Origin of the sequence: Campylobacter sp. CFSAN122748, assembly GCF_045277125.1 — a bacterium.
Lineage (GTDB): Bacteria > Campylobacterota > Campylobacteria > Campylobacterales > Campylobacteraceae > Campylobacter_D > Campylobacter_D jejuni.
This window is the reverse complement of the sequence record NZ_CP116953.1, coordinates 1,327,256-1,353,339: the sequence shown is the minus strand read 5'-3', so window position 1 is coordinate 1,353,339 and position 26,084 is coordinate 1,327,256. Positions and strand designations below refer to the sequence as shown.

General features: G+C 29.8%; 20 protein-coding genes. 8 read left to right on the top strand and 12 right to left on the bottom strand.

Going from position 1 to position 26,084, the window contains the following annotated elements; all coding sequences use genetic code 11:
* Together OT390_RS07025 and fldA are read left to right on the top strand one after the other, a co-directional pair.
* Positions 1 to 696, top strand: a complete 696-nt coding sequence (locus OT390_RS07025) for a hypothetical protein (protein ID WP_002875249.1) — start codon at positions 1 to 3, stop codon at positions 694 to 696.
* The gene (fldA, locus tag OT390_RS07020) at positions 696 to 1,187 is read left to right on the top strand and encodes a flavodoxin FldA (RefSeq protein ID WP_032586830.1); all 492 of its coding nucleotides are present in this window, start codon (positions 696 to 698) and stop codon (positions 1,185 to 1,187) included. The genes OT390_RS07025 and fldA overlap by 1 nt, the downstream gene beginning before the upstream one ends.
* A gap of 44 nt (positions 1,188 to 1,231) precedes the next feature.
* On the opposite strand, the gene OT390_RS07015 is transcribed toward fldA, so the two are convergent.
* Genes OT390_RS07015 through selA form a run of 4 tightly spaced genes read right to left on the bottom strand, consistent with a single transcriptional unit; the run spans position 1,232 to position 5,651 of the window.
* Entirely contained in the window at positions 1,232 to 1,762 is a 531-nt protein-coding gene (locus OT390_RS07015) for a hypothetical protein (protein WP_032586828.1), read from the bottom strand.
* Positions 1,763 to 1,767: 5 nt separating this feature from the next.
* Complete coding sequence (locus OT390_RS07010) at positions 1,768 to 2,478, bottom strand: thioredoxin fold domain-containing protein (protein ID WP_002855861.1); 711 nt, start codon at positions 2,476 to 2,478, stop codon at positions 1,768 to 1,770.
* A 48-nt stretch (positions 2,479 to 2,526) separates the two neighbouring features.
* The gene (selB, locus tag OT390_RS07005) at positions 2,527 to 4,332 is read right to left on the bottom strand and encodes a selenocysteine-specific translation elongation factor (RefSeq protein WP_032586826.1); all 1,806 of its coding nucleotides are present in this window, start codon (positions 4,330 to 4,332) and stop codon (positions 2,527 to 2,529) included.
* Entirely contained in the window at positions 4,329 to 5,651 is a 1,323-nt protein-coding gene (gene selA / locus OT390_RS07000) for an L-seryl-tRNA(Sec) selenium transferase (protein ID WP_002882676.1), read from the bottom strand. Before selA ends, selB begins: the two co-directional genes overlap by 4 nt.
* A 77-nt stretch (positions 5,652 to 5,728) precedes the next feature.
* Between selA and OT390_RS06995 the strand changes: the two genes are divergently transcribed.
* A complete protein-coding gene (locus tag OT390_RS06995) occupies positions 5,729 to 7,402 on the top strand; it encodes an ATP-binding protein (RefSeq protein WP_394535987.1) in 1,674 nt (557 codons plus the stop codon).
* Here the strand turns inward: OT390_RS06995 and OT390_RS06990 are convergent.
* Positions 7,399 to 8,700, bottom strand: a complete 1,302-nt coding sequence (locus OT390_RS06990) for an MFS transporter (protein WP_011049967.1) — start codon at positions 8,698 to 8,700, stop codon at positions 7,399 to 7,401. The two genes, OT390_RS06995 and OT390_RS06990, sit on opposite strands and share 4 nt — an antisense overlap.
* A 165-nt stretch (positions 8,701 to 8,865) precedes the next feature.
* On the opposite strand from OT390_RS06990, the gene rdgB reads away from it, so the two are divergent.
* Complete coding sequence (gene rdgB / locus OT390_RS06985; RefSeq protein ID WP_002855675.1) at positions 8,866 to 9,468, top strand: RdgB/HAM1 family non-canonical purine NTP pyrophosphatase; 603 nt, start codon at positions 8,866 to 8,868, stop codon at positions 9,466 to 9,468.
* Positions 9,469 to 9,498: 30 nt separating this feature from the next.
* Here rdgB and OT390_RS06980 read toward each other — a convergent pair whose 3' ends face one another.
* From OT390_RS06980 to mqnE, 6 genes are read right to left on the bottom strand one after another with little or no spacing between them, the layout of a single operon-like run.
* Positions 9,499 to 11,970 (bottom strand): RND family transporter, encoded by a 2,472-nt coding sequence (locus OT390_RS06980; RefSeq protein WP_394535988.1) that lies wholly within the window; start codon positions 11,968 to 11,970, stop codon positions 9,499 to 9,501.
* Positions 11,970 to 12,539: an ABC transporter substrate-binding protein gene (locus OT390_RS06975; protein WP_032587640.1), complete on the bottom strand. Its 570-nt coding sequence runs from the start codon at positions 12,537 to 12,539 to the stop codon at positions 11,970 to 11,972. Before OT390_RS06975 ends, OT390_RS06980 begins: the two co-directional genes overlap by 1 nt.
* Before the next feature lie 9 nt (positions 12,540 to 12,548).
* Positions 12,549 to 13,247, bottom strand: a complete 699-nt coding sequence (locus tag OT390_RS06970) for a VacJ family lipoprotein (RefSeq protein ID WP_002859657.1) — start codon at positions 13,245 to 13,247, stop codon at positions 12,549 to 12,551.
* A gap of 44 nt (positions 13,248 to 13,291) precedes the next feature.
* Positions 13,292 to 13,735: a phosphoribosyltransferase gene (locus OT390_RS06965; protein WP_002852389.1), complete on the bottom strand. Its 444-nt coding sequence runs from the start codon at positions 13,733 to 13,735 to the stop codon at positions 13,292 to 13,294.
* A 13-nt stretch (positions 13,736 to 13,748) separates the two neighbouring features.
* On the bottom strand, positions 13,749 to 15,068 hold the full coding sequence (locus OT390_RS06960) for an NCS2 family permease (protein WP_032586817.1): 1,320 nt from the start codon (positions 15,066 to 15,068) through the stop codon (positions 13,749 to 13,751).
* Between the two features lie 9 nt (positions 15,069 to 15,077).
* Positions 15,078 to 16,142, bottom strand: a complete 1,065-nt coding sequence (gene mqnE, locus OT390_RS06955) for an aminofutalosine synthase MqnE (protein ID WP_002884164.1) — start codon at positions 16,140 to 16,142, stop codon at positions 15,078 to 15,080.
* A 143-nt stretch (positions 16,143 to 16,285) separates the two neighbouring features.
* Between mqnE and OT390_RS06950 the strand changes: the two genes are divergently transcribed.
* Genes OT390_RS06950 through fumC form a run of 4 tightly spaced genes read left to right on the top strand, consistent with a single transcriptional unit; the run spans position 16,286 to position 25,010 of the window.
* The gene (locus OT390_RS06950; protein WP_002868467.1) at positions 16,286 to 18,634 is read left to right on the top strand and encodes a nucleotidyltransferase; all 2,349 of its coding nucleotides are present in this window, start codon (positions 16,286 to 16,288) and stop codon (positions 18,632 to 18,634) included.
* Positions 18,635 to 18,638: 4 nt separating this feature from the next.
* The gene (gene glmS, locus OT390_RS06945) at positions 18,639 to 20,435 is read left to right on the top strand and encodes a glutamine--fructose-6-phosphate transaminase (isomerizing) (RefSeq protein WP_002869562.1); all 1,797 of its coding nucleotides are present in this window, start codon (positions 18,639 to 18,641) and stop codon (positions 20,433 to 20,435) included.
* A gap of 2 nt (positions 20,436 to 20,437) precedes the next feature.
* Positions 20,438 to 23,563, top strand: coding sequence for a S8 family serine peptidase (locus tag OT390_RS06940; protein ID WP_052806430.1), 3,126 nt, complete (start codon positions 20,438 to 20,440; stop codon positions 23,561 to 23,563).
* A 55-nt stretch (positions 23,564 to 23,618) separates the two neighbouring features.
* Complete coding sequence (gene fumC, locus OT390_RS06935) at positions 23,619 to 25,010, top strand: class II fumarate hydratase (RefSeq protein WP_002859652.1); 1,392 nt, start codon at positions 23,619 to 23,621, stop codon at positions 25,008 to 25,010.
* 29 nt (positions 25,011 to 25,039) lie between these two features.
* Here fumC and OT390_RS06930 read toward each other — a convergent pair whose 3' ends face one another.
* Entirely contained in the window at positions 25,040 to 26,083 is a 1,044-nt protein-coding gene (locus tag OT390_RS06930; RefSeq protein WP_002859651.1) for an AI-2E family transporter, read from the bottom strand.
* Position 26,084: the final 1 nt, after the last annotated feature.

Sequence of the window (26,084 nt, the reverse complement as noted above, 5' to 3'; positions counted from 1 at the left end):
ATGTTATTTGGATTTGATGATAAGCAAGAATTTATACCGCAAATTTATCGCTATTTAAACAATCAAGAGCTTATGTTGACTTTTTTAACTCAATATAATGCGAGCGTTGATAGCGCTCTAAAAATTCCTCTTTCATATGCAAAAAATACCAAGAGTTTAAAAATGATATTTGGAAATTTTTTACATGATATAATGCATGTTTCATTTGGTAAGATTCAAAATATAAATATCAAGCTTAATGCATACGCTTTTTACTTTCAAAAAAGAAAAAGCTTAATTTTTAATACTAAAATATCTAAGAATGTCGATCTTTTAAGACTTTTAAGAATTTATCTTTATGGCATTTGTTTTGATGCGCAAATTTTATTTAGCTCTTATGTTTATGATAAGGTTTCTTTTCAAAATAATGGAAAAAATATAGATCAAGATGGTGATATTATTATAATAGATAAGAAATTTGCAATTTTACCACTTTGCAAAGAGATTAATACACATAATTTAAAAATTGAAAATGAAATTCATGGATTATTGAATTTAATAAAAGAAAACAATTTTGAAAAATTTTATATTGTTTGTCCGCGTAACAAAAATTTCACACATTTTATTGAAATAAAACATTTTTTGTGTGATTTAAACAAAACTATGTTAAAATTAGTTCCGTATAAAATATCAAATCAAATTATAAGGAGAAAATAATGTCAGTAGCAGTAATCTATGGTAGTGCTATGGGAAATACAGAAGGAGTGGCTAATACAATTGCTTCAAAACTTGGAATTAGCGATGTTTTTAATATCTCAAATATTGATGCGGCTAAAATGAATTCTTACGATAAATTAATTTGTGGAACTTCAACTTGGGGAAGTGGTGATTTACAAGATGATTGGGATGGTTTTGATTTTTCAGGGCTTAGTCTTGGTGGAAAAACTGTAGCTGTATTTGGTATGGGTGATAGTGAAAGTTATTCTGACACTTTTTGTGGTGGCATGGGTAAATTAGCTCAAAATTTAAAAGATGCAGGTGCAAATTTGGTAGGAGAAGTTTCAACTGATGGTTATACATTTGAAGCAAGCGATGCGGTTGTAGATGGTAAATTTGTTGGACTTGCTCTTGACAATGATAATCAAGAAGATCAAACTGAATCAAGAATTGATGCTTGGGTAGAACAAATCAAACCTTATTTTGCTTAATAATTCTTAAAATCAAGAGTTTTTATACTCTTGATTGTCTTTTCTTAAAAATAAAAAAAACTCACTATTTGATTTATAATTTTATTTTCTAAAGATAATTGACAGCGTTCTTTATTTCTAAGATAAGCTGTTCTTGCAAGAAGACTTGTTTTTTGAGAATTGTGATTTTTAGAGTTGATTTGTAAATTAACTTGCATAGTATAGTAGTTTTCTACCATCCATTCTCCATCACTTTCCAAAGGATCAAAATCATAAAAAAATCTTGCTGAAGTTGTGATTTTTTGAGCATAAGAATGCTTTTTCATATCTACAAGATTGATTAAAATTTCATAATCTGTATTCTCTTTTACTTCTTTTAAGCCTAAATTTTTAAGTTTTAAAGCCAAATCTCTATCCAAAGTAGTTCGAAGTTGGCTAGGATTTTGAAAGGAAATTTTAAAACTTTGTTGTTTTTGTGATCTGATAAAAATGCCTTCATTGCTTGTTTGAATAAAGCTTTGTATGAAAGTTGCATTGGTGCAAGCACTCATAAAGAGTGCTATAAAAAAGCTTAAAATTAAAGTAATTTTAGACATTAGGTTTATTTAATAATAGTTGGAGTAGCGCTAAGACCTAATGAGCGATATTTTTCATATAAGGAAAAAACTTCTTTTAATTCTGCATCACTTACTTTTGGATAATTTTTGATATTTGCATCATAGTATTTGTTTAAAATTGCGATTTTTTCTTTATCATTTTTTGCTTTTTTTGCTTCCTTGTAGATTAGAGCGGATTTTTCAAAAGCAGATTTTCCATGTACTGGAGTTAAAATATAATTAACTTGATAGTTTTTAAGTTCATCATCAATTTGAGCTAAATGTTCTCTACAATAAGGGCATTCAGGATCTGAAAAAACATAAATTGCAGGTTTATTTTTATCTCCCAAAGCTATTACCATGGTTTCTTTTTGTGCTACAGCTTTAGCATTTTTTGTAAAATTTTCTCTTGCTTCTTGAAATTTTTTCATTTCATATTCTTGAGCATAAGAAATTCCCGTTTTCAAGTCGATAAGATCAGGGGTAATAAGACTATCTTTTGTAAAAAGAATGTTTTCTTGTTTTTGTCCATTTAATTCAACGCTTACAATAACACTTTCAAAACCCGTATTACCAACCTTTTGACGATTTGATACACTAACGGTAGCATTTGGAAATTGTGCTTTAATGCTTTTTGAATAAAAATCACTAATTTCTGAATTACTTGCAGCAAACAAAGATGCTGAACAGGCAAGAATTAAACTTAATTTTTTCATAGTTTATAAATCCTTTAAATAAATTATGTTTAATTCTATAATGATTTTCTAAATGTTTGTTAAAAATCTTTTTTCAGCTTCTTTGCTTACTTGAGGAAATTTGTCTAAGTATTCTAAATAAGCAATAGCATATTTTCTTGAAAGATTAAAATATTCTTTCATACTTTGCACATCAAGATTTTGATTTTTTAATAAATTTAAACATTCTTGCATAAGTTTTTCAAGAGCTTGTTTTTCTATAAAAAGATTGTGTGAAAGTCTTACAACTAAGCCTTTTTGGGTAAGTTTTTTGAGTATATTATCTCCGCTTTTTCTATCAAGTTCTAAAAAATCATAAAGATTATAAGGAGCTTCGGGTTTAATACCTTGTTTTTTTAAAATTTCATATAATTGATTATTGTTTTTTTCTTGAAGTTTCTCAAAATCTATACCTTTTTTAAAATAAATTCCATTGTGAAAATCCAATAAATTTGACATTTCTTTAAGCCCAAGTTCGCAAAAATTTTCACTTGCCCAAGTAATCCTTAAAGCTAAAGAATGTGCTGAAAGCATGGCATAAGGATTTTTTTCAAGTATGAATTTGATGAAATTTTTAATTTCTTCTAGACTTTGTAAATGATATACATTGAGATTTTTTTCATCAACAAATACTTGATTTAATTCTTTTGCTAATTTCAATGCTTTTTGATGAGAAAGTTTAAATCTCTGATAACTTGAAAGCAAGCCAAAGCCGTATTTGTGTGCGTCTTTTAAGAAAGAAAAAGCCGCTTTAAAATCTTTATTTTTCAAAAACATTAAAAATTTATTTTTTTGTTCTTTTTTTAAAGGTTCGCTTAAAGGATTTAAAACCTTACCACCGCCTATAACACGATTGTTTTGTAATAAAATAAAAGCCTCATCAAAACTTAAAAATACATTTTTATCAAAACTAAAATGCACAAAAAATTCATCATTTTCTAGTTTTTTTAATATATTTATTTTGCATTCTATTTGTCTTGAACCCACGCAAAAAATCATTTTGTTATTTTGTAAATTTTTTGCTTTAACTAAAGCATCGCATTCTTTAAAGGCTTTAAAATAACCTTTTTTACTTAGCAAATAACCTTTTTTTAACTCTTTATAATCACAATTTAAACTCAAAGCCACACGGTTACAAGCTTTGATTTGCTCTAAATTAGTATCGTGATTTTGTATATTTTTAACAATGAGTTCTTTTTGAGTGTCTAAACAGATGATTTTTTCATTTAAAGTGATACTTCCTTCATTTAGACTGCCTGTGACGACAGTTCCTATGCCTTTTAGAGAAAAAACTCTATCGATATAATAATGAAAAATCAGTTCTTCATCATTTTCTTTGTTTTCTATGGTATAAAGATAATTTTTTAATTCTTCTATGCCTTGATTATTTTTTATACTGGTATGAAATACTTTTAAAATGGGATAATCTAAATTTTTTAACTCTTCTAAAATTTCTACACTTTTTTGCTCTATGTTTTCACAAAGATCGCATTTGCTAAGTACTAAAATGATATTTTTAATATCAAGAATTTTTAAAATTTCTAAATGTTCTAAACTTTGTTCTTTTAAACCCTCGTTAATATCTACGACAAATAAACAAACACTAAAGCCAAAAGCTCCACTTACCATAGTTTTAACCAAATCTTTATGTCCTGGAACATCGATAAAAGAAATGTTTTTATCTTTTAATTTAAGATTTGAAAAACTTAAATTAATGGTGATTTGTCTTTCTTGTTCTTCTTTTAAACTATCGCCTTCAAAACCATTTAAAGCTTTAATGAGTGAAGTTTTTCCATGATCAATATGTCCTGCGGTTCCTATAATAACAGATTTCATAAGTTTTCCATTTGATTGATTGTAAGAATAAGTTTTTGAAGTTCATTTTCTCGTATAGTTCTAAAATCAAGAACAAATTCATCATTTTCAATGCGTCCTATGATATTTTCTTTTCTAAATCGAGTTTGTAGTTTTAAAGCATCTCCTTGAAAAGTTAGTATATAAGTATCTAAACTTTTATCAGGCATAGAACCTCCTCCTACTAAACTTTTGCTTTTTTTAAGCTGGGTTTGAAAATTTAATTCTTTTTGCACTCTTAAAGCTTTTTTTTCTATAAAGGATAAGTCATCATTTAAAAGTTTTAAGGTAATAATTTTTTTATAATCTTTTTGCAAATAAGCTTTTAAGCTTTCGTTTAAAAAAGATAGAGTTAATTTATCCACTCTTAGCATTCTTAAAAGTTGATTTTGTTTAAGTTTTTCTATGAGTTCTTTTTTTCCAAGTATAATGCCTGCTTGCGCACTACCAAAAAGTTTATCTCCACTAAAACTTAAAATATCACATTCTTGTACGAGTTTTTTGATTTTAGGTTCATTTTTAATCAGCTTTTCATTTAAATTTTCACACCAGCCAGAACCTAGATCATAATAACTCAAAAGCCCTTTTTCTTTTGCTAGTTCATGTAGATCTTTTATATTTACTTCACTGTGAAAACCCATAAGAGCGAAATTAGACTTGTGGGTTTTTAAAATTAGAGCGGTATTTTCACCGATAGCTTGTTCATAGTCTTTTAAGTGTGTTTTGTTACTAGTTCCAACTTCGCAAAGCTTTACACCTGCAGCTTTTATCACTTCAGGCACACGAAAACTTCCGCCAATTTCTACAAGTTCTCCTCTTGAGCTTATGACTTCTTTATCATAACAAAGAGAATTAAGCACTAAAAAAACTGCCGCAGCGTTGTTATTGACTACTAAAGCATCTTCGCATTCAAAAAGCATTTTAAGTTTTTCCAACACCAAAGCATAGCGAGAGCCTCTTTTTCCATTTTCTAAATCAAACTCTACATTAGAATAATTACAAATGATATCTTTACACGCTTCATAAAGTTCTTCATGGATTACACTTCTACCAAGGTTTGTGTGTATAACCACTCCGCTTGCATTAATCACACTTTGTAAATCTTTGCGGTAAAAAGTTTTGATTTCTTTTTTGATTTCTAAAAGTAGTTTATCTTTAGAAATTTCATCTTGGGAAAAATTTTCTTTTAGTTTTGCGACAACTTTTTTACAAAAAAATGCTTTGATATAAAAAGGATAGGATTTTAAACTCTCATCTTCAATAAGAGTGTTAATCTGTGGAAAAGTTCTAAATTTGTTCATCTTAAGCCTTAAGAAAATATTTGGTTATTTTAACATAGAATTTATAAAATGATGTTTTAAAGAGATTAAGGAAGATAATGCAAGATTTTGTTTATATAAAAAATGATGTTTTAATCCCTTTGCCTGATGCTATTGAAATTTTAGATCAGGCAAATGATAAAGAAGCATTAATTTGCAATGATAAAAATCAAAAAGCACAAATTTATGCCCCTGAGATTAATTTTTATCTTAAAAATTCTCAAGATGAAATTTTAGAGCAAAGTAAAAATGTTTTAACGCTTTATGAAGCAAGAGCTAGTGTTTATGATTTAGGGCTTGATTTAGAACAAAGCAAAGAAGTGCAAAATCGTTTGATTTTAGCAGATAGCGATACTCAAACTGTAGATTTTTTAAAAGAACATGGATTTAAGGTTATTGCTTTAAGTAGTGCAGAAATTTTAGCTGTTTTTGGAAGTGTAGGGGAGCTTTGTGCTGTGGTTAAAAATCAAGGCGAAGAAGTTGAAATAGATTTTGATTTTTTACTTTTTAAAGCTGAGGATTTAAGCGTTATGCGTAAAGATTTTACAAGACAAAGTGGATGTTATAATCTTTTAAATTTTGAAAATCTTGAAGTATTGTTGGAGTTTTTACAAAGCAAAAGTCCAAAATATCACTATAAAACTTATATTAGCTATAATGCTAGCGTGTGTCAATACCACGAAAGACGCAGTGAGCATTGTGCAAAATGTGCTGAAATTTGTCCTACTGTGGCGATTTTAAAAGATGATGAAAAAAAGCATTTAGAATTTTCTCAAGTGGATTGTTTGGGTTGTGGAGGATGTATTAGTGTGTGTCCTAGCGGATCGCTTGATTATGCTCCTATGCCAAGAGAAAGTTTTTTTACCCTTTGTGAGTTTTATAAAGATAAAAAAATTTTAATCATTCCTAAAAAAATGTCTTTAGAAAATTTAAATCTTGCTTTATCAAAAGATGTTTTACCCTTTATGATAGAGGGTGAAAAATGGCTTTCTTCTATGCATTTTTTAACACTTTTGCAAAATAGTGGTGCAAATTTGGTTTTTTATACGGACTTTGTATCTCGTGGTAGCAATGAAGCCATTACGCTTTTAAATACTTTTTTTGAGAGAAAATTTCAAAAAAAAGCTATTTTTGTTGCTAAAGATGAAAAAGAATTGCAAAATGTTTTAAAAGAGCAAGAATTCATACAAGATTTAAAATATGATTTTCATAATAACACCTTAACTACAAGAGAAAATTTTGCCAAAAGAATGCAAGAAATGATAAAAAATGAAGATTTTGGCAGTATAGAAAGTGGCGAATGGTTGCGTTATGGCAAGGTAGAAATCAATCCTAACACCTGTACGCTTTGTCTTTCTTGTGTGGGTGCCTGTAATGTAGGAGCTTTAATCGCTGATGCTAAAGAAAATGCTTTGAAATTCAATGCTTCTCTTTGTACGACTTGTGGGTATTGTGAGTTAAGTTGTGCCGAAAAAGATACTTTAAAATTATTTCGTAGTGGAATGGAGTTTAGAGCTTCTTATTTTGAATATCAAACCATGGCAAAAGATGAGCTTTTTGCCTGTATAGAATGTGGTAAAGAATTTGCCACCAAAAAAGCTGTAGAAAAAATAGCCAATTTAATGAAGCCTAAATTTGGTAATGATGAGAATAAAATCAAAACACTTTATTGTTGTGCAGATTGCAAGGCAAAAGTGATGATAAAAGCAATGGGTTTTGCGGGGCAAAATTAGATCTTAATTTTGCCTTCTAATTCTTCTTTATTTGTAAGTTTGCTATCAAATTTAACAACAAGATTTTTAGAGTTTTTATAAATATCTACAACCCCTAAATTTTCACTAAAAGTACTGAAATTTAAAGGTGTTTCTAAAGGTAGATAAAGGTTTTTAAAATCAGCTGGATTTTTTAAGAAAAATAATGCCACAAGCCAAATTAGAGCTAAAATTACTAAAATAATAGCTAAAAGATTTAAGGCATCTAGATGTAAAAATGTCCCTCCGATAATACCACCTATAAAACTTCCACCATATCCAAAAGCATTAAACAACCCTAATGCCGCACCTTTTTCATGAACTTTACAAAATTTTGATGCACAACTTTGCATAATAGGCTCGTGTAAATTAAAACCTATAAAAAAAATCACAACTGCTATGATAAAAAAATCTATAGAATTACTAAAAGTAAAAAAAAGATAAGCAAGTATGAAAAAAACAATTCCTAAGAGTAAAATTTGTTTAGCTAAACCTCTTTTTTCGCCTAAACTTCCAGCAAAGCCCATAGCGATAAAACCTGCTACCATAGAAGCGCTATAAACAATCCAAAGTTTATCAGAAGCAAAGCCTAAATGTTTTACTAGAATGATAGGAATGCTTAAAAATGCTATACTCATAAGCATTTTTTGCATGAAATTAGTAAGATTCATAAGGGCTAAATTTTTTTGTTTAATAAGATGAAAAAAAGGAGTTTTTTCATTTTCATGAGTGATTTTGTTTTCTTTAGGTACAATAGTATAAAGCAAAATTATACATAAAAGAGACAAAGCTGCACTAAGATCAAAAAGGCTAGATAAACCCCATTTTGCACTCATTAAAGGAGAGATCACCATAGAAGCTGCAAAACTAAGTCCTATAAAAGAACCCATTACCGCCATGGCTTTACCACGATTTTCTTCTGTGATAAAATCACTTATCATTGCTGTAGCCACAGCTCCAATAGCTCCTGCACCTTGGAGCATTCTTCCTAAAAGCATGGTGTAAATATTTTCCGCAAAAGAGCAGATTAAAGAGCCTATTATAAAAATAATCAGTCCAATGAGCATGGTTTTTTTACGACCAATTTTATCACTTAAAATCCCAAAAGGCACTTGTAAAATCATTTGAGTTAAGGCATAAACACCAACTAAAAGTCCCACTAAAAATTCATTAGCACCTTCAAGTTTTAAAGCATAAAGACTTAAAACTGGCAAAACTATAAACAGCCCAAAAAATCTTGTTCCAACTATGAAAGATAAGGGTAAGACATAATTTAGCATTATCAATTTCCTATTAAATTTGAAATTTAAATTAGGATAATTTTACTATGAAATGGATTAAGCATTGATTAACATCGTTTTATCATTTGATATTTAAAAGCTACGCACAAGGATAAATTTTATAAAATCATATTTTTGTTTTGATATTATTTTGGAGCTTTTGTTATGAAGATTATCCTAGCTACGAGCAATAAACATAAAGTTTTAGAACTTAAAGAAATTTTAAAAGATTTTGAAATTTATGCTTTTGATGAAGTTTTAATGCCTTTTGAGATTGAAGAAAATGGAAAAACTTTTAAAGAAAACGCCTTGATTAAAGCAAGAGCGGTTTTTAATGCTTTGGATGAAAAGCAAAAAAAAGATTTTATCGCTTTAAGTGATGATAGTGGCATTTGTGTAGATGTTTTAGAAGGAAATCCAGGAATTTATTCTGCTCGATTTAGCGGTAAGGGCGATGATAAAAGTAACCGTGATAAACTTGTCAATGAAATGATAAAAAAAGGTTTTAAACAAAGTAAGGCGCATTATGTTGCTGCTATTGCTATGGTAGGTTTGATGGGGGAATTTAGTACGCATGGAACCATGCATGGAAAAGTAATAGATACAGAAAAAGGTGAAAATGGTTTTGGTTATGATAGCCTTTTTATTCCAAAGGGTTTTGATAAAACCTTAGCCCAACTTAGCGTGGATGAGAAGAATAATATCTCTCATCGTTTTAAAGCTTTAGAGCTTGCAAAAATCATTTTAAAGATTTTAAATAAAGGATAAAAATGAAAAATTTTTTAAAATATATAGCTATTATTGTTTTAATATATGCTCTTTATGTTGGTTTGGAAACTTGGTTTTCTTAGAATAAATAGTGATTAAAAAGCTTGGTAATAAGAACAAACTTCCACTTAAAAGCAAAATCATTACAAAAACGGTTAAAATTCCAAAATAAATCGTTGGAATGAAATTACTACTCATCATAACACTAAAACCTAAAACTATGCTAATGGTAGTATAATAAAGTGCCGAACCTATACTAAGGTGAGAAATTATAATGGCTTCTTCTAGGCTTTTGTTTTTAATTTCTTCCCTAAAACGATAAATATAATGTATAGCATCATCAACGCCTATACCTATAGCAATAGCAGCTATAGTAATACTCATCATATCCAAAGGAATACCTAAAAGCCCCATAAGAGCAAAAACCACACTTAAAGGAATAACATTTACCAATATAGCCGCAACTGAAAATTTTAAATCTCTAAAAACAATGATAAAAAGTATAAAAATAGCTAAAATTACAAATATAAGAGTATCAAATTGCGATGAAAAAAGACTTTGGAGCATATTATTATAAAGTACCATTATACCTGTGATTTGAACTTCTACTCCATCATTTTTTACAAGCTCGTTGAGCTGTTTTTTAAGATCTATTAAAAATTCATTACGTCTTAAATTCGGATCAGAATCAACAATACGCATACTAAATCTTAACTCGTTATTCTCTATACTTACAAAAGGTGAAAGCAAGTCTTGTTTAAATTTAGCAGGTAAATTCTCATTTAAAAACGCAAGGGCAAAATCATCTAACTCTTTTCCATTGTTGATATTTTTCCCTAGGGTTAAAAGACTATTAAGGCTTAAAACCGAGCCTACAAATTCTTTGTTTTCTAAAAATTCATGAACTTTTTTTGCAATACGTGTTTTTTTAGAGTCAAACCAATAAGTTTCTTGTGTGGCTAAATTTTCAAATTCACTTTCAAAACTATCAAGAGTATCGCTTGTATTTTGATCGTTTTTATTATTTGGAAAACGAATGATCACTTCTAAAGGCAAGGTTCCACCTAGATTTTTATCAATAACCAAAAGTCCTTTTTTGATTTCACTACCATCTTTGAAATAATTGACAAAAGAATTTTCAACCCTGAGTTTTGAAATACCTATTAAAGCTAAGATTATAGCAAGAACTGAAATTCCATAAATCATGCGACGTTTTTTAGGATCAAGAGCGGTTTTAGCGCAAAAGGCTAAAAGATTAAATTTAAACTCTTTTTTATGATAATTTTTTGGTTTTAAAAGAACCAAGATACTTGCTAAAAATAAATAACTAAAGATAAGAGCTAAACCTATACCCATACTCATCATAATACCAAGTTTTATGATAGGTTCGATATTTGAAAAGATTAAAGAAAAAAATCCTATCATCGTTGTAACAATGGCATAAAGGCTAGGATTTGCTTTGGCTAGTAAGGTTTCAAGCACTATGCGCTCAACTTTAGCTTTGGGATGATTTTGAGTGCTTTCGATAAAATGCGTGATTAAATGAACAACTACACTTAAGGTGATAATTAAAACCAAAGCAACGTAATTTGATGAAATAACCGTGATTTGAAAATTTAAAAGTGCAAAAACTCCACTAGCTGCACTTAAGCTTATAAAACAAATAAAAAGAGGTAAAAAAACAAAGCACCATGAACGGAAAAAATAATAAAGTGCAAGTCCTAGTAAAAATACAAGAGAAACACCATAAAGTACAAGATCAGATTTTATATAAGCTATCATATCATCAGCGATCATGCTTACGCCACCAAGGTAGAGCGTATCTTTATTTTTTTCATAATTTCGAACTATGCTTTTAATAGTATCTAGACTTTGTTTCGTGATAACTTTTTGCTTGTCTTGATGTTTTTTTATAGCAAGACGAATTTGATCTTTTTCTTTTTCATCGGTAGCAAGATCGCGTTTTTCTACAAGATCATTATAAACTGTATCAGGCTTTAAGTAAATAATAAGCCCTGTTACTTTTCCATCTTTTGAGATGATATTATTTTTATAAAAGGGACTATTTAAAATTTCGTTTCGGGCTTTTGTGCGGTTTATATCTTGGCTTTCTATGTTTGGGATATTTTTTAACAGTTCTTTTAAATCCGTATTTTGTGAACTTTGAAGCAAAGGGGCATTGATGATGCTAAAAACGCGCTCTACTAAAGGGGCCTTTTCTAATTCTTCATGAAGTTTTTTTAATTTGGCTAAATTTTCATTTGAAAAAGGTTTTTCATCATAGGGTTTGAAGGCTAAAAGTAAAAAATTATCACTTTTATAATGTTTTGAAATTTCTCTAAAAGTTTTTAAATCTGTATCATCTTCTAAAAGTAAACTTTCAGCACTTGCATCTACGCTAAGCTTAAAAGCAAAAAAGCTTAAAAACAGGCATATAAACAAGGTTCCAAAAAAAGTACTTTTTGGACGAGAAATAAAAAACTTTAAAAGCTTTGCAAACATTATTCTATGACAATACTCTCAAGTTTTTGAAGTAGGGCATCAAAGCCTTGGTTGGCTAAAATATCTCCAAATTGTGATCTATAAGTTTGTACTATACTCACACCTAAAACATCTATATCATAAATAAGCCAGTTATTATTATCATTGTAAAATTTAAAAATGATATTTTTTTCTTCCCCATCTACTACCATAGAAGTAGTTAAAAAATAGCGTTTTTCATTTTTTAACTCACCATTTTTGACCTTTAAAACTTGATCTTTATAAAGACTGAGTTTATCGGTAAAACTTTTTTTAAGACTTGCTTCAAAGGCTGTGGTAAATTTTTCTTGTTCTTTTGGATTTAATTTAGAATAATTTTTCGAAAGACTGAGTTTTGCCATGAGTTTATAATCTATTATGCTATCAAAAAGTTTAAAAATTCCATCAGCAGCTTGTTTTTTGCCTTCTTTGCTATCTTGTAAAAGTTTTAAGCTTGCATCAATGTTTTTTTGCATAGTACTAGAAATTTCATCTAGCTGCAAGGCAAAAGCATTAAAAAATAAAACCAAGATTAAAAATATTTTTTTCATTATTTTCCTTTATTTGCTAAGTTCATTGCGTCTTTGCTCGTAAGCATCACGCAAGAATGGATATAAATTAGGCGTGTTGTGATAAATTTCATCAATTTCATCAAGTCTAAAACTAAGTTCATTACCAAATCCATAAGCACTTATAGCTATACTTGCCCAAGTAGGATCAATGTAAGCAGTAAAACTTGCATACCAAGTTGCAGGTAAAGCAAGAGTATCTCTAAGATTACTAGGGCCGAGTATAGGTAAGACAATATGAAAACCGCTTCCTACACCCCAGTGAGCCAAAACGGTTCCTAAGTCCGCGGGATGTTTTTTAAGACCCATTTTTGATGCCACATCCATAAGTCCACCAAAGCCCATAATGGTATTGGCGGTAAATCTTTTAAATTCTTCTCCCGCTTCTTCAAATTTAAACTGCAAAATATTGCCTACAAAACGCAAAGGAGCAAGTAAATTATCAAAGAAATTTCTTACCCCTAATCTTATAAATTCAGGAGTGATAGTGTTATAGCCCTTAAGAACGGGACGCAAACCATAATCATACAAAGCCACATTAAAACTTGTCATAGCTTTGTTATATCCTGAAAGTGGATCGTTTACTTGATAGTTTTGGTATTCTTGTTCGAAATCATCTAAATTTTGTTCTTTAGCAAAAGCAAAAATAGCAAAAAAAATTAAAATAAAAGATATAAATTTTATTCTCAAGCAAAAACTCCTAAAAATTTTAAAAGTAAAATTATAGCAAATTTTTAATCAAGGTTTATATCCCAGTAAAAATCCACCCATTCAGTAGCTTCTTTTACTTTAAAATCAGGCTCTAAAAGAGCGGTTTTTTTGTAAAAAATGGTTGTAATTTTAAGTTCTATATGAGGAAATTTTTCAAGCAAAACTTTTTTTATTTCTGCTAAACTTTCTCCACTATCTACTATATCATCAATGAGTAGAATTTTTTTGTGCTTGCTTAAATCAGGAATGTTAAAAATTTCAATAGTATCAAGTTTTTTCGTATTATCGTAATGAATTGAGTTTAAAGCAAAAAGTTGACGCGTTTTTAAAGCCACTGCTAAAGAGTGTCCTAAACTCATCCCCCCTCTTGCTATAGCTAAAAGTGCATCAGGGTTAAAATCTTCTTTAATTTCTTTAGCAAGAATTTTTACATCTTCTTTAAATTCTTCATAGGAGTAAAATATCATTATATATCCTTATTTATTGTAGTGCCATAAGTAAAAAATTACCCAAAGATAATAAACTTAAAACTATAATGCCAAGATTGATTTTATCCCATTCGCGTTTAAAAATTCTTACAAGTAAATAAGAAAGAAAACCAAAAGCAAAACCTGTGGTGATGGAGTAAGTAAAAGGCATCATGATGATAGTAAAAAAGCTTGCTGCAGCTATAGCACTATCTTTAAAATCTATATTTTTAACTTCCATAAACATTAAAATTCCAACCATTACAAGTACGGGGTATATTGCGTTTGCAGGAATGGCTTTAAAAAGTGGCAGTAAAAAAAGTGTAAAAGCAAAACAAATAGCTACAACTAAAGCTGTAAGCCCAGTTCTTCCTCCGCTTTCAACCCCTGTAGTGCTTTCAACAAAGGCTGTAACTGTAGAAGTGCCTGTCATAGCTCCTAAGGCTGATCCTGTTGCATCTGCCATTAAGGTTTTGCTTAGTTTTTTTTCTCCATTTTTGGGATCATCAAAAATCTTTCCTCTTTCACCCACACCTGTGATAGTTCCTATGCTATCAAAAAGTTGAGTGATAAAAAAAGTAAGAATTATAGGTATCATAGTAATATTTAAGGCGCTTTTGATATCAAGTTGTAAAAAGATGGCTCCTAAACCATTTTCCATGCTAAAATTTGGCCAAGAAAAGATTTGCACAGGAAAACTTGCATTGTCTAAATGGAAAATCCAAGCAATAATAGAGCTTGCTAATACCCCCAAAATAAAAGCTCCGCGAAGTTTTATAGCCCAAAAAAAGATGATTAAAGCTAGAGTAAAAATTCCAAAAAGCACATGAGGGCTTTTGAAATTTCCTATGCTGACTAAGGTATCTTTATTATGCATTATCACACCCATTTGACTTAAGCCTAAAAATGCAATAAAACAACCTATGCCCGCACAAATTGCAAGGCGTAAATCTTTTGGGATATTGCGGATTACCCAAAGGCGAAAATGCGTAAAAGAAAGTATGAGAAAAATAATACTTGAAATAAAAACAGCTCCTAAGGCACTTTGCCAAGCTATGTTTTGACCTAAACAAACCGCAAAGGTAAAATAAGCATTTAAACCCATTCCTACACTCATAGCTACAGGAGTATTGGCAAAAAAAGCATTAAAAGCACTTGCAACTATGGTAATTAAAGCTGTTGCGGTGATTAAAGCTTCTATAGGCATTCCTGTATTTCCTACTATGCTAGAATTTACGGGGATAATGTAAACCATAGCTAAAAAAGTAGTAAGTCCTGCTATAACTTCGGTTTTAAAACTCGTATTGTTTTCTTTGAGTTTAAAAAAGCTCATTTTTTCTCCTTAGTAGGTTTTTAGCTCATTGTATAAACTATCGCGTTCTACAGGAATAAGATTTGAAGTTTTTATCATATCGATAAAAGTTTTTAAACTTGTGCCTTTGGCGGACTTTGCACCACCTGCACTTTGTATACTTTCTTTTTCTATAGTGCCGTCTAAATCATTAGCTCCAAATTCTTGTGCTACCATGGCTAAATTTAAAGTCATTGTTGCCCAGTAAGCTTTGATATTTTTGATATTATCAAGCACTAAACGAGAAATGGCAATGGTTTTTAAAATTTCTTCACTATCCATGATTTTATCAGTTTGTATAAAGCTATTATCCCTTTGCCAAACTAGAGGGATAAAAGCATTGAATCCACCGGTTTGATCTTGAAGATCACGCAGTCTTAACATATGATCGATCCTGTGATGTCTTTCTTCTATATGTCCAAAAAGCATGGTAGCATTACTTTGCTTGCTTTTTTCATGCCAAAGTTTATGAATTTTAAACCAATTTTCACTGCTAACTTTTCCATGACAAATTTTCTTACGCACTTCTTCATCAAAAATTTCAGCTCCACCGCCTGGCATGGAATCAACGCCGTATTCAAGCATTTTTTCTATCACTTCTTCATAACTCATTTTAAAACGACGATGTAAAAAATCAATTTCAGCAGCAGTCATAGCTTTTACATGAAGATTAGGATATTTTTCTTTTATCATTTTAAAAATTTCTAAATACCATTGCCAAGTTGTATCTTTGTTGTGAGCTGAAACGATATGCACTTCTTTGGTTTCTCGTTTTACAGTTTCATCGACGATTTTCATGATTTCTTCATGAGTCATCAAATAAGGATTAGGATTTTTTCGGTGCGCTGAAAAGGCGCAAAATTTACAGGTGTCTGCACAGATATTAGTTGGGTTGATATGGCGATTGATATTAAAATAGACTTTTTTTCCATGAAGTTTAGTGCGTTTTTTGTGAGCGTATTTGCCTAAGGTAAAAAGATCTAGATCCCAAAGTGCATTGGCTTCTTCTTGGTTTAATCTTTCTTCATTTTCTAGTTTGGTGATTAAATTTTTCATTTTAATTTTACTCTTTTGCTGTTTTTAAATAAAGCATTATAATTTTTGCTTACTGAAAAAGAGTTTATAGAAAAAGCCAAAATAAAAGATATTTTTGTTAAGATTATTATTAAAATATTAAAATTTTAAAGAGAGTAGAAATTTTGTTAAATAAAGAATTAGAAATTTTTAAAAAAAATCTTAGTTCCTATACCCAAAGTTGTAGAAAATTTTTTCTTAAGCAAGGGGCGTTTAGCTTATATCATTCTAAAAATATGGATAATTTCATAAAAAAAGCTTATGATATAGTTCTTAAAGATTATTTTGATGATTTTTCACCTCCAAGTGATAATATCCCTTTTTGTGTTTTAGCAAGCAAAGCATATGCAAATAATAGTCTTTGTTTTAATGAAAGTATTTCTTTGATTTTTGTTTATAAAGATATTAAGGCTTTTCATTTAAAACCTATGATTAAGGCTTTTATCGAAATTTTAAATGATGCGCATTTGCAAATTGATTCGGTTATCTTAGAATTTAATGGACTTTATAATGCTAGCAATGAGCTTAAGACTTCTATAATACAAACTCGTTTCATATGTGGTTCTAGGATTTTATTTAAAGGGATTAAGACAAAATTTGAGAGTATTTTAAAAGAAAATAAAAATGATTTTGCCAAGCTTTTGCTAGAAAATTTTAAAGAATTTGACATTCCATTTATAAAGCAAGAATTTAATATCTTAAAAGATTTTGGCGGATTAAATCATTTAAGATCCTTAGAGAGTTTGCTTGTTCTTTTTAAGACTTCTCCAAAAAATTATGCTTTAAATTTTATAGATGAAAAAAATTTAAGCGAGTTGCGTTTAGCTGGAGATTTTTTACTTTCTTTAAAATCAGCGATGAATTTATTAAGTGCTAAAGATGAGGATGAATTTTTACTTATTAATGTTCATGATTTGAGTGAATTAATGTATAAAAAAGCTAAAAAACATTTTGGAGCAAATGAGTTGTTGGTTCAAAAGGCTTTGCAAAGTATGCATACTATAGGTTTTTATACACACTTTTTAGCAAAGCAAATTCAAGATGGATTAAATCATACTCTTAAACAAGAATATAAATTTAAAACTCTTGTGGAAGTTTTAGAATACTTATTAAAACTTGAAGATAAACATGTTATTTTCGATCTTAACTTGGTTTTTGCCCTAAGAAGATTGAAATACGGTAAAAAAGATATAGAAAAAGCTTTAATACTTTTTGAGAAAATTTTTTATAAAAGGCATAGTTTTTGTGTTTTAAAACTTTTGCTTGATAGTGGAATTTTAAAAGATTTATGTAAGCCTTTTTGGACAGTTCGTTTTTTAAGCGATGAAGAAGGAAATTATAGTTTTGATGAGCAAGTTTTTCTTATGTTAAGTGAATTTGAAAAATACGAAGATGAGCTTGAGATACTCCAAAAACTTAAAACCGATGAAAAAATGATTTTAAAGCTTGTGATACTTTTAAGCGCTATAGAAAGTGAAAATGAAATTTCTTTAGCAGGCATATATAGAGCGTATTGCTCTAAATTTGATTTAAAGAATGAAATTTTAGAATGGGGTCTTAAGATATTTAAAAACAATAATGCCTTAAAAGATCTTGTAGAAAAAGAAGATATATACAATCCTATTGTTGTAAGTAGCTTGGTTTCTAAGCTAGAAAATTTAGAAAATTTAGAGCTTTTATATACTTTAACTTGGCTAAAGGCTAAGGCTTTAAATTATAATGCTTTTTATTTTAGAGTTCTTGATAAACTTTTAGAAAATGCAAAACAAGGTTTTGAAGATGAAAATCTACTTGAAGAAAGCGCAAGAAGAGTAAAAAAAGAATTAACACTTAAAAGAAGTAAGATTTTTTTAGAGCAAGATGAAATTTTGCAAGATAAAATCATACATATCAAATCAAATCTTTTTATTATAAAAAATACTTTTGAAGATATTGTTATGATTTCTAAATTAGCCAAAGAAAATGATTTTAAATTTTGGTTTAATAATGAAACAAATCTTAGTTTGCAAATTGTTGCACCACTTCATTTTAATATTGCCATTATTTTAAGTTCTTTAACAAATTTAAATCTTATTTTCATGAATTTTTTTGAACTTTTTGATAATAAAATTTATTTAAGATTTGAATATGATAATATTATCAGTGATGAGCAAAAACTAAAACTTTGCGAGCTTTTAAATTCAAATCTTTCTGGTTTTAATTTGAAAAAAATTAAAAAGCCAATCATTAAAAAAGATGAGTTAAAATTAGACTTAAACTATTCTAAAATGTATGCCAAATTAGGTCTTAATACGAAAGATCAGCAGGGTTTAATGGCGTATTTGATGAATGTTTTTAATGAACTTGAACTTGTTTTATGTGCAGCAAAAATTCAAACCATAAGACAAAGGACGCGTAATATTTTTATTTTTCAAAAGAATGAAAAATTAGAACATAGCGAGCAAAAGTTAGTTAATTTATTAATAAGTGAGTAAAAAAATGTGTGGAATCGTAGGTTATATAGGAAATAATGAAAAAAAACAAATTATACTAAATGGACTTAAAGAATTGGAATATCGTGGCTATGATAGTGCGGGTATGGCAGTGATGCAAGAAGGAGAGCTCAGTTTTTTTAAAGCTGTAGGAAAGCTTGAAAATTTGGCGAATAAATGCACGGATTTTGAAAGTCAAGGTTATGGTTTTGCTATAGGTCATACAAGATGGGCAACTCATGGTAAGCCTACTGAAATCAACGCACATCCTCATTTAGGACAGTATTCTTGTGTGATTCACAATGGTATTATAGAAAATTATAAAGAAATCAAAGATAAACTTGAAAAAGAAGGCGTGAGTTTTTTAAGTCAAACCGATACAGAAGTTATTGTCCAGCTTTTTGAATTATATGCAAGAAATTTGGGAGTTTTTGAAGCTTGGCAAAAAACCATCAAAGAACTTCGCGGTGCTTTTGCTACTTTGTTAGTAACAAAAAAAGATCCCAATCATGTGTATTTTGCAAAAAATGCTGCTCCTTTGATTATCGGTAAAAATGCAAATAAAGAATGGTATTTTTCTTCAGGTGATGCGCCTTTGATAGGAAGTTGTGATGAGGTAATGTATCTTGAAGATTTAAGCTTGGGATACGCGAGTAAAGATGAGCTTGTCGTTTATGAAAATGATATTTTAAAGTCACTTTGTTTTTCTAAGCTTTCAGGCGATAAGGCTTATGCAAAAAAAGACGGCTTTCGTTTTTTTATGGAAAAAGAAATTTATGAACAAAGTCGCGTGATGAGTGAAGTTTTAATGGGGCGTATTCAAGGCGATGAAGTCGTTTTTGATGAGCTAAACAATGAAGATTTAAGTCAAGTAGATGAAATCACGCTTTGTGCTTGTGGAACAAGCTATCATGCTGCAATGGCAAGTGCTTATTTGTTTGAAAGAATTGCTAAAGTTAAAGCTAAAGTAGAAATTGCAAGTGAATTTCGATACCGTGAAGCAATTATAAAAAAAGATTCTTTATTTATCGTTATTTCTCAAAGTGGAGAAACAGCAGACACTTTAGAGGCTTTAAAGATTGCAAAAGAGCAGGGTGCTAAGACTTTTGCAATTTGCAATGTGGATAATTCTAATATAGTGCGTTTAGCACATCTAAGTCTTTTAACTCGTGCGGGCATAGAAAAAGGAGTTGCTTCAACTAAAGCTTTTGCTACTCAGGTTTTAACACTTTGGATGCTTGCTATTTTTATGGCACAAAAAAGAAATTTAAATGTTTCTGCTGAAATTAAAGCACTTTTGCATACTCCAAATTGCGTGAGTGTAAAACAGGCTTTACATGAAAAAATTCATCGTTTATCCAAGCGTTATTTAGATGGACATGGCTTTTTCTTTATAGGCAGAGATGTGTTTTATCCTTTGGCTTTAGAAGGAGCTTTGAAACTTAAAGAATTATCTTATCTTCACGCTGAGGGTTATCCTGCAGGAGAGATGAAACATGGCCCTATTGCTTTGGCTGATTCTAAGCTTTATACTATAGCTTTAATGCCAAAGCACATGCTTTATGAAAAAACAAAATCAAATGTTGAAGAGCTTATTGCTAGGGATTCTACAGTGCTTAGCATTTCACCTTTAGAATTTGATTTAAGTGATGATTTTATAAAAACCAATGAGCAAGATCATTATATGTGTGAATTTTTTGAAATGATGGTCATTACTCAACTTTTGGCGATGGAAATTTCCATAAGACTTGGCAATGATGTGGATATGCCAAGAAATTTGGCTAAAAGCGTAACGGTAGAATAGAAATGAAAAAATTTTTTTGTTTAACTTTAGTTTGTAAACTTTTTGCTTTAAGCGAATTTGAACTTCATCATATTGATAAAGTACATAAGCTAGGGTATAGTGGAGATACTATTATAATAGGTGTAGCCGATGATGCTTTTAATCAAGATCATATTAGTTTAAAGGATAAGATTTTAAAGTCTACTTATCCTACTGATACAGCTGGGAAACAGCTTATACCTGATTTGAAAAAATCAACACACGGAAGTCATGTAGCAGGTATAGCTGTTGGAGCAAAGATAGGCGATAGCAAACCTTATGGAGTGGCTTATGGGGCAAAATTTTATGGAGCTGGGGTGTTTCCAAATGGCTCTTACACTCAAATTCCTGATATTTATAATTTTTTCAAAGATGTGAGTATTATTAATAATAGCTGGGGTATTAATTTTTATCCTTATTTTAATCTTAAGGCTTCAAATTCTGGATTAGTAGATTGTACTCAAACTAATCAAGGGACAAGCTATAATATCTGTAATACTCCTTTGGAATATGTTATGAAAGCAGATAAGGTTGCTAATGATATGATGAGGCTTAGCAAGGACAAGGGAGTATTAAATGTATTTGCTGCTGGTAATGAAGGAATTCTTAGCCCTGCTTTGCATGCGATTTTACCAAGTTATGATGAATCTTTAAGAGCTTGGTTGGCTGTTGGAGCTTTGGATGCAAATGAGATTACTTTAGAATCAGATGGGACTTTAATAATTAAAAGTCAAGGTTTGGCTGATTTTAGTAATGGTTTTAAGGGAGCTACGAATTTTTCTTTAGTTGCTGCTGGAGTAAATATTAATAATGTTGATTCAAGCACTAATGATAAGTTTACAAAAAAAAGTGGAACTTCTATGGCAGCACCTATGGTAAGTGGAACAGCGGCACTGGTCAAGCAAAATTTCCCCTTTTTGGATGGTAAGCAAATTGCTGATATACTGTTAAGTACAGCAAATAAAAATTATAAGGCTCCAAAATTTACTGTTAAACAAGTAACCGATGGAACAAATCAACCTAAATTTCTTATTGTGTATATTTCGCAAGATCCACCTAGGATAGAAGATGAAATAAAACGGGATTTAAAACAGCTTTACAATGGAATACAAGTTCAAGTTAATGGACAATGGATTGATTATAGTGATTATATTTGGGATAATAGAGATAGTGCGCAGTCACAAAAACTTAATACTTCTACTATTAGTTCTATTAATGGAGTAGTTAGAGTTGAGAAAGAAGAATTATTTGGACAAGGAATTTTAGATGCACAAAAGGCGTTAAAAGGACTGAGTATTTTAGATGCAAACAGACTCAGTGATCAGGATGTATTAAAATATGAGCAAGAACCTAATACAGCTTATTATACTATAAACACTGCAGGTTATGATGCTGAATTTTCTAATGATATTAGTCAAAGAAAATGGGATGAAAGTACTCATTTATCAAGTGCTATTAATAAACCTACACATTTAGCTAATCTTAACATAGGATTATCTAAAGAAGGTGAAGGTATTTTGATTATCAGTGGTCAAAATACTTATGAGGGTGCAACTTTAATCAAACAAGGAGAATTAAAGCTTAAAGGAAAAGTTAAAAATAATGCTTATGTAGAACAAAAAGCAATACTAAGCGGTAATGGTATTGTAGGGCAAAATTTAAACAATAAAGGCATAGTTAGACCTGGAAATGAAGATTTGAATGATTTAACCGTGCAAGGAACTTATACTCAAGAAGGAGTTGACTCTAAATTACAACTTGATTTTGGTAATTATAAAAATTCTAAACTGATTGCAAAAACTTATGATATTAGGAGCGGGAATTTAGAATATATTCCTTTACCTAAATACTATATCTTAAATAAGCCAGTGAAAATTAATTTAGGAGATTTGGAAAAAAGTTTATCATCTTTTAATCATGTTTTGATACAAAATACCTATGCTTTAAATTTTGATTTTGTTTTAAGTGATGATTTAGTGAGTATTAATAAAACCTTAATAAAACCTAATTTAAAGCCAAATGCTTACGAAATTCCTAATACAAGCTTGGGAAATGCTTTAAGACAATTGCGATCTAGGGCAGACTTGAGTCAGACTTATCAGGAATTTTTTGCTTCTTTAGATAATGGAATAGATGTAAAGACTAAATTAAATAGAATAGAAGGTTCAGGGTATTTAAGCACTTTTAGTAATCATAATCAATCTAATTTAATGCAAAATAATATGTTATTTACCCTTCATCCTCTTAATATTAATAATTTTGCACAAAACAATAATATCTTACTTGCTAGTACTTATTTACCTAGAATTTTTAGCAATGAAGAATATTTTTGGCATCTTACTCCAAGTTATAAATACTATAAAGATAAAGATTTTTCAGGTCAAAAAACAGGTGCTAATATCTCTTTAGGAGAAAATTTCTCATCAGGCTTTTTAGCTTATGCTTTATCTCTTTCTAGCGCTAAATTTAATTTTAATAATGGTAGTGATTTGAAGAGTTATAACATGGATTTATTGCTTAATTATAACCATGATTTAGATTTTATAAAAATATTAAGTGGATTAGGTATAGGTGTAGGATTTAATACTCTTAATCGTTTTGTAGTAGAGCGGCCAATTGAAGGCAAATATAAAACATTGCAAACTTCAGCCCAGCTTGGTGTAACTAAAGATATTATTTTAGGTCAAGATTTTATTTTTAATCCTTTAATGTATTTTACACATAGTTTTTTTTATCAAGAAGATTTTAAAGAAAATAAAAGTCCTTTTGCTAAAAATTATGAAAGTTTAAAACATCATAGCATAAATGTAAATTTAGGTTTTAATCTTGCTAAAAATATAGAGCAAGATGATTATCAAGCTTCTTTTTCTACTTTTGTAATTTTTGAAAAAAGAATTTATGGAAGAACTTTAGAAAATAAGGCTAGTTTTGTTGATTTTCCTATTACTTTTATTCAAAAATATAAATTAAAAGATAATATTTTAAGTCAAGGTTTTAATTCAGAATTTTTATATAAAAACAATGTATTTTGGCAGTTTATGTTAATGAATAGATTTTCTCATAATGCCTATGAATTGCATTTAATGAGTTCAGTAGGAAAACGTTTTTGAAAGTATTTATTTTTTTAGCTTATAATAAATAAAATTTTAATCAAAGGAAAAAATTATGGAATACAGAGTTGAACATGATACCATGGGTGAAGTTAAGGTCCCAAATGACAAATATTGGGGAGCTCAAACTGAAAGAAGTTTTGAAAATTTCAAAATCGGTTGCGAGAAAATGCCAAAGGTTTTAATCTATGCTTTTGCAAATCTTAAAAAATCTTTAGCTTTGGTCAATAACAAACTTGGCAAACTTGATGATGCTAAGAAAAATGCTATAGTTCAAGCTTGCGATGAGATTATCGCAGGTAAATTTGATGATAATTTTCCACTTGCGATTTGGCAAACAGGTTCAGGCACACAAAGCAATATGAATATGAATGAAGTTATTGCAAATCGTGCCACTGAAATCATGGGCGGGGATTTTCGCAAAGAAAAGCTTGTACATCCAAATGATCATGTTAATATGAGTCAAAGTTCAAATGATACTTTTCCAACAGCTATGAGTATCGTTGCGGTTGAGCAAGTAGAGAAAAAGCTTATCCCTGCGCTTGATGAGCTTATTGCAACTTTTGAAAAAAAAGTAAAAGAATTTGATAGTATTATCAAGATAGGACGCACGCATTTACAAGATGCTACTCCACTTACTCTAGCACAAGAATTTAGTGGATATCTTTCTATGCTTTTGCATTCAAAAGAGCAAATCATCGCTTCTTTACCAACTTTAAGAGAACTTGCCATAGGAGGAACCGCAGTAGGAACAGGGCTTAATGCGCATCCAGAATTAAGCCAAAAAGTAAGTGAAGAGCTAACTCAACTTATAGGTACGAAATTTGTTTCAAGTCCAAATAAATTTCATGCTTTAACAAGTCATGATGCGATCAATTTTACTCATGGAGCTATGAAGGGTTTGGCTGCAAATTTAATGAAAATTGCAAATGATATAAGATGGTTAGCTTCAGGCCCAAGATGCGGTCTTGGTGAGCTTATCATCCCTGAAAATGAGCCAGGAAGTTCGATTATGCCAGGTAAGGTAAATCCTACCCAGTGTGAAGCTGTTACTATGGTTGCTGTACAAGTGATGGGAAATGATGCAGCTATCGGATTTGCAGCAAGTCAAGGAAATTTTGAACTTAATGTGTTTAAGCCTGTGATTATTTATAATTTCTTGCAAAGTCTTGATTTGTTAGCTGATTCTATGCATTCATTCAATATCCATTGTGCTGTAGGCATAGAACCAAATCGTGCAAAAATCGATCATAATCTTCATAATTCTTTAATGCTAGTTACCGCTCTAAACCCATACATAGGTTATGAAAACGCTGCTAAAGTAGCCAAAAATGCCCATAAAAAAGGTATTTCTTTAAAAGAAAGCGCAATGGAGCTTGGTTTGGTTAGCGAAGAAGATTTCAATAAATTTGTTGATCCTACTAAAATGATAGGCCCAAAAGCCTAGAACATAAAACTTGCCTTTTTTAAGGCAAGTTAAATTAAATTCTTATCTTTTAAAATCACATACATTCTTAAAGTTGATACAAAAAAAGTTAAAATCGCAGGACCTAGTATAATACCCCAAAAACCAAAGGTTGAAATTCCTGCTATCATGGCCAAGAAAATTAAAAGTTCGTTGATTTTAGTGGGAGTTTTTACAAGTTTTTTGTTGATCCATTTGATGATTAAAGGTTTGATTAAAGTATCTGCTATAAAAGAAATTACAATTACAGAATAAATAAAAATAACAAGAGCTGAGTTAAGATTGTTTGAGGCAAATTCATAAAGACTTACAGGCACATAAATTAAAGCTCCTCCTATAGCAGGTATGAGAGAACTTACAGCAAAAATTACTCCCATTAAAATTCCATCATAACCATAAAATATTGTGATTAAACCAAAAAGTGCACCTTGAAATATTGCTACAATTACCATAGAGTAAAGCACAACAGCCATAACATTACCCACTTCGCTTAAAACATCATCGAGTTCTTTTTTATCAATAGGAATGATGGATTTAAGATAGATAACAAGTTCTGTTCCATATAGATTTGCAAAGAAATAAAACACACAAATTAAAACCATATCTATAAGAAATTTAGCTCCTGATTTTGTAAAACTTGAAGCATAACTTAGAATTTGTTTAGAAATACTATTTAAATCTATAGAAGCTAAAAATTCTTTAATTTTAGGTTCTAAAAAATTAAAGCTTTCAGGCAAGGTGAATTGATAGTTTTTGACATAATCAAGTGTTTGTGTAACTAAATTAATATCAAAATTCTTTAAAGCTTTGGCAAGTTCTATCATAGCATAAACAAAAGGTGCAAAGAAAAGCAAAACCATACAAGCTGTTGTAAGAATGGAAGCTAAAAATTTATGTCCTTTAGTAAGATTTAAAAATTTTGCATTGATGTTTGAGGTAGCTACCGCCATTAAACTAGCTATGATAATTACAAGTAAAAAACCTTTAAAAAGGTAAAGTAAAAGAAATAAAATAACTAAAATAAAGCTTATAAGAAAGAATTTTCCATTTTGCAAA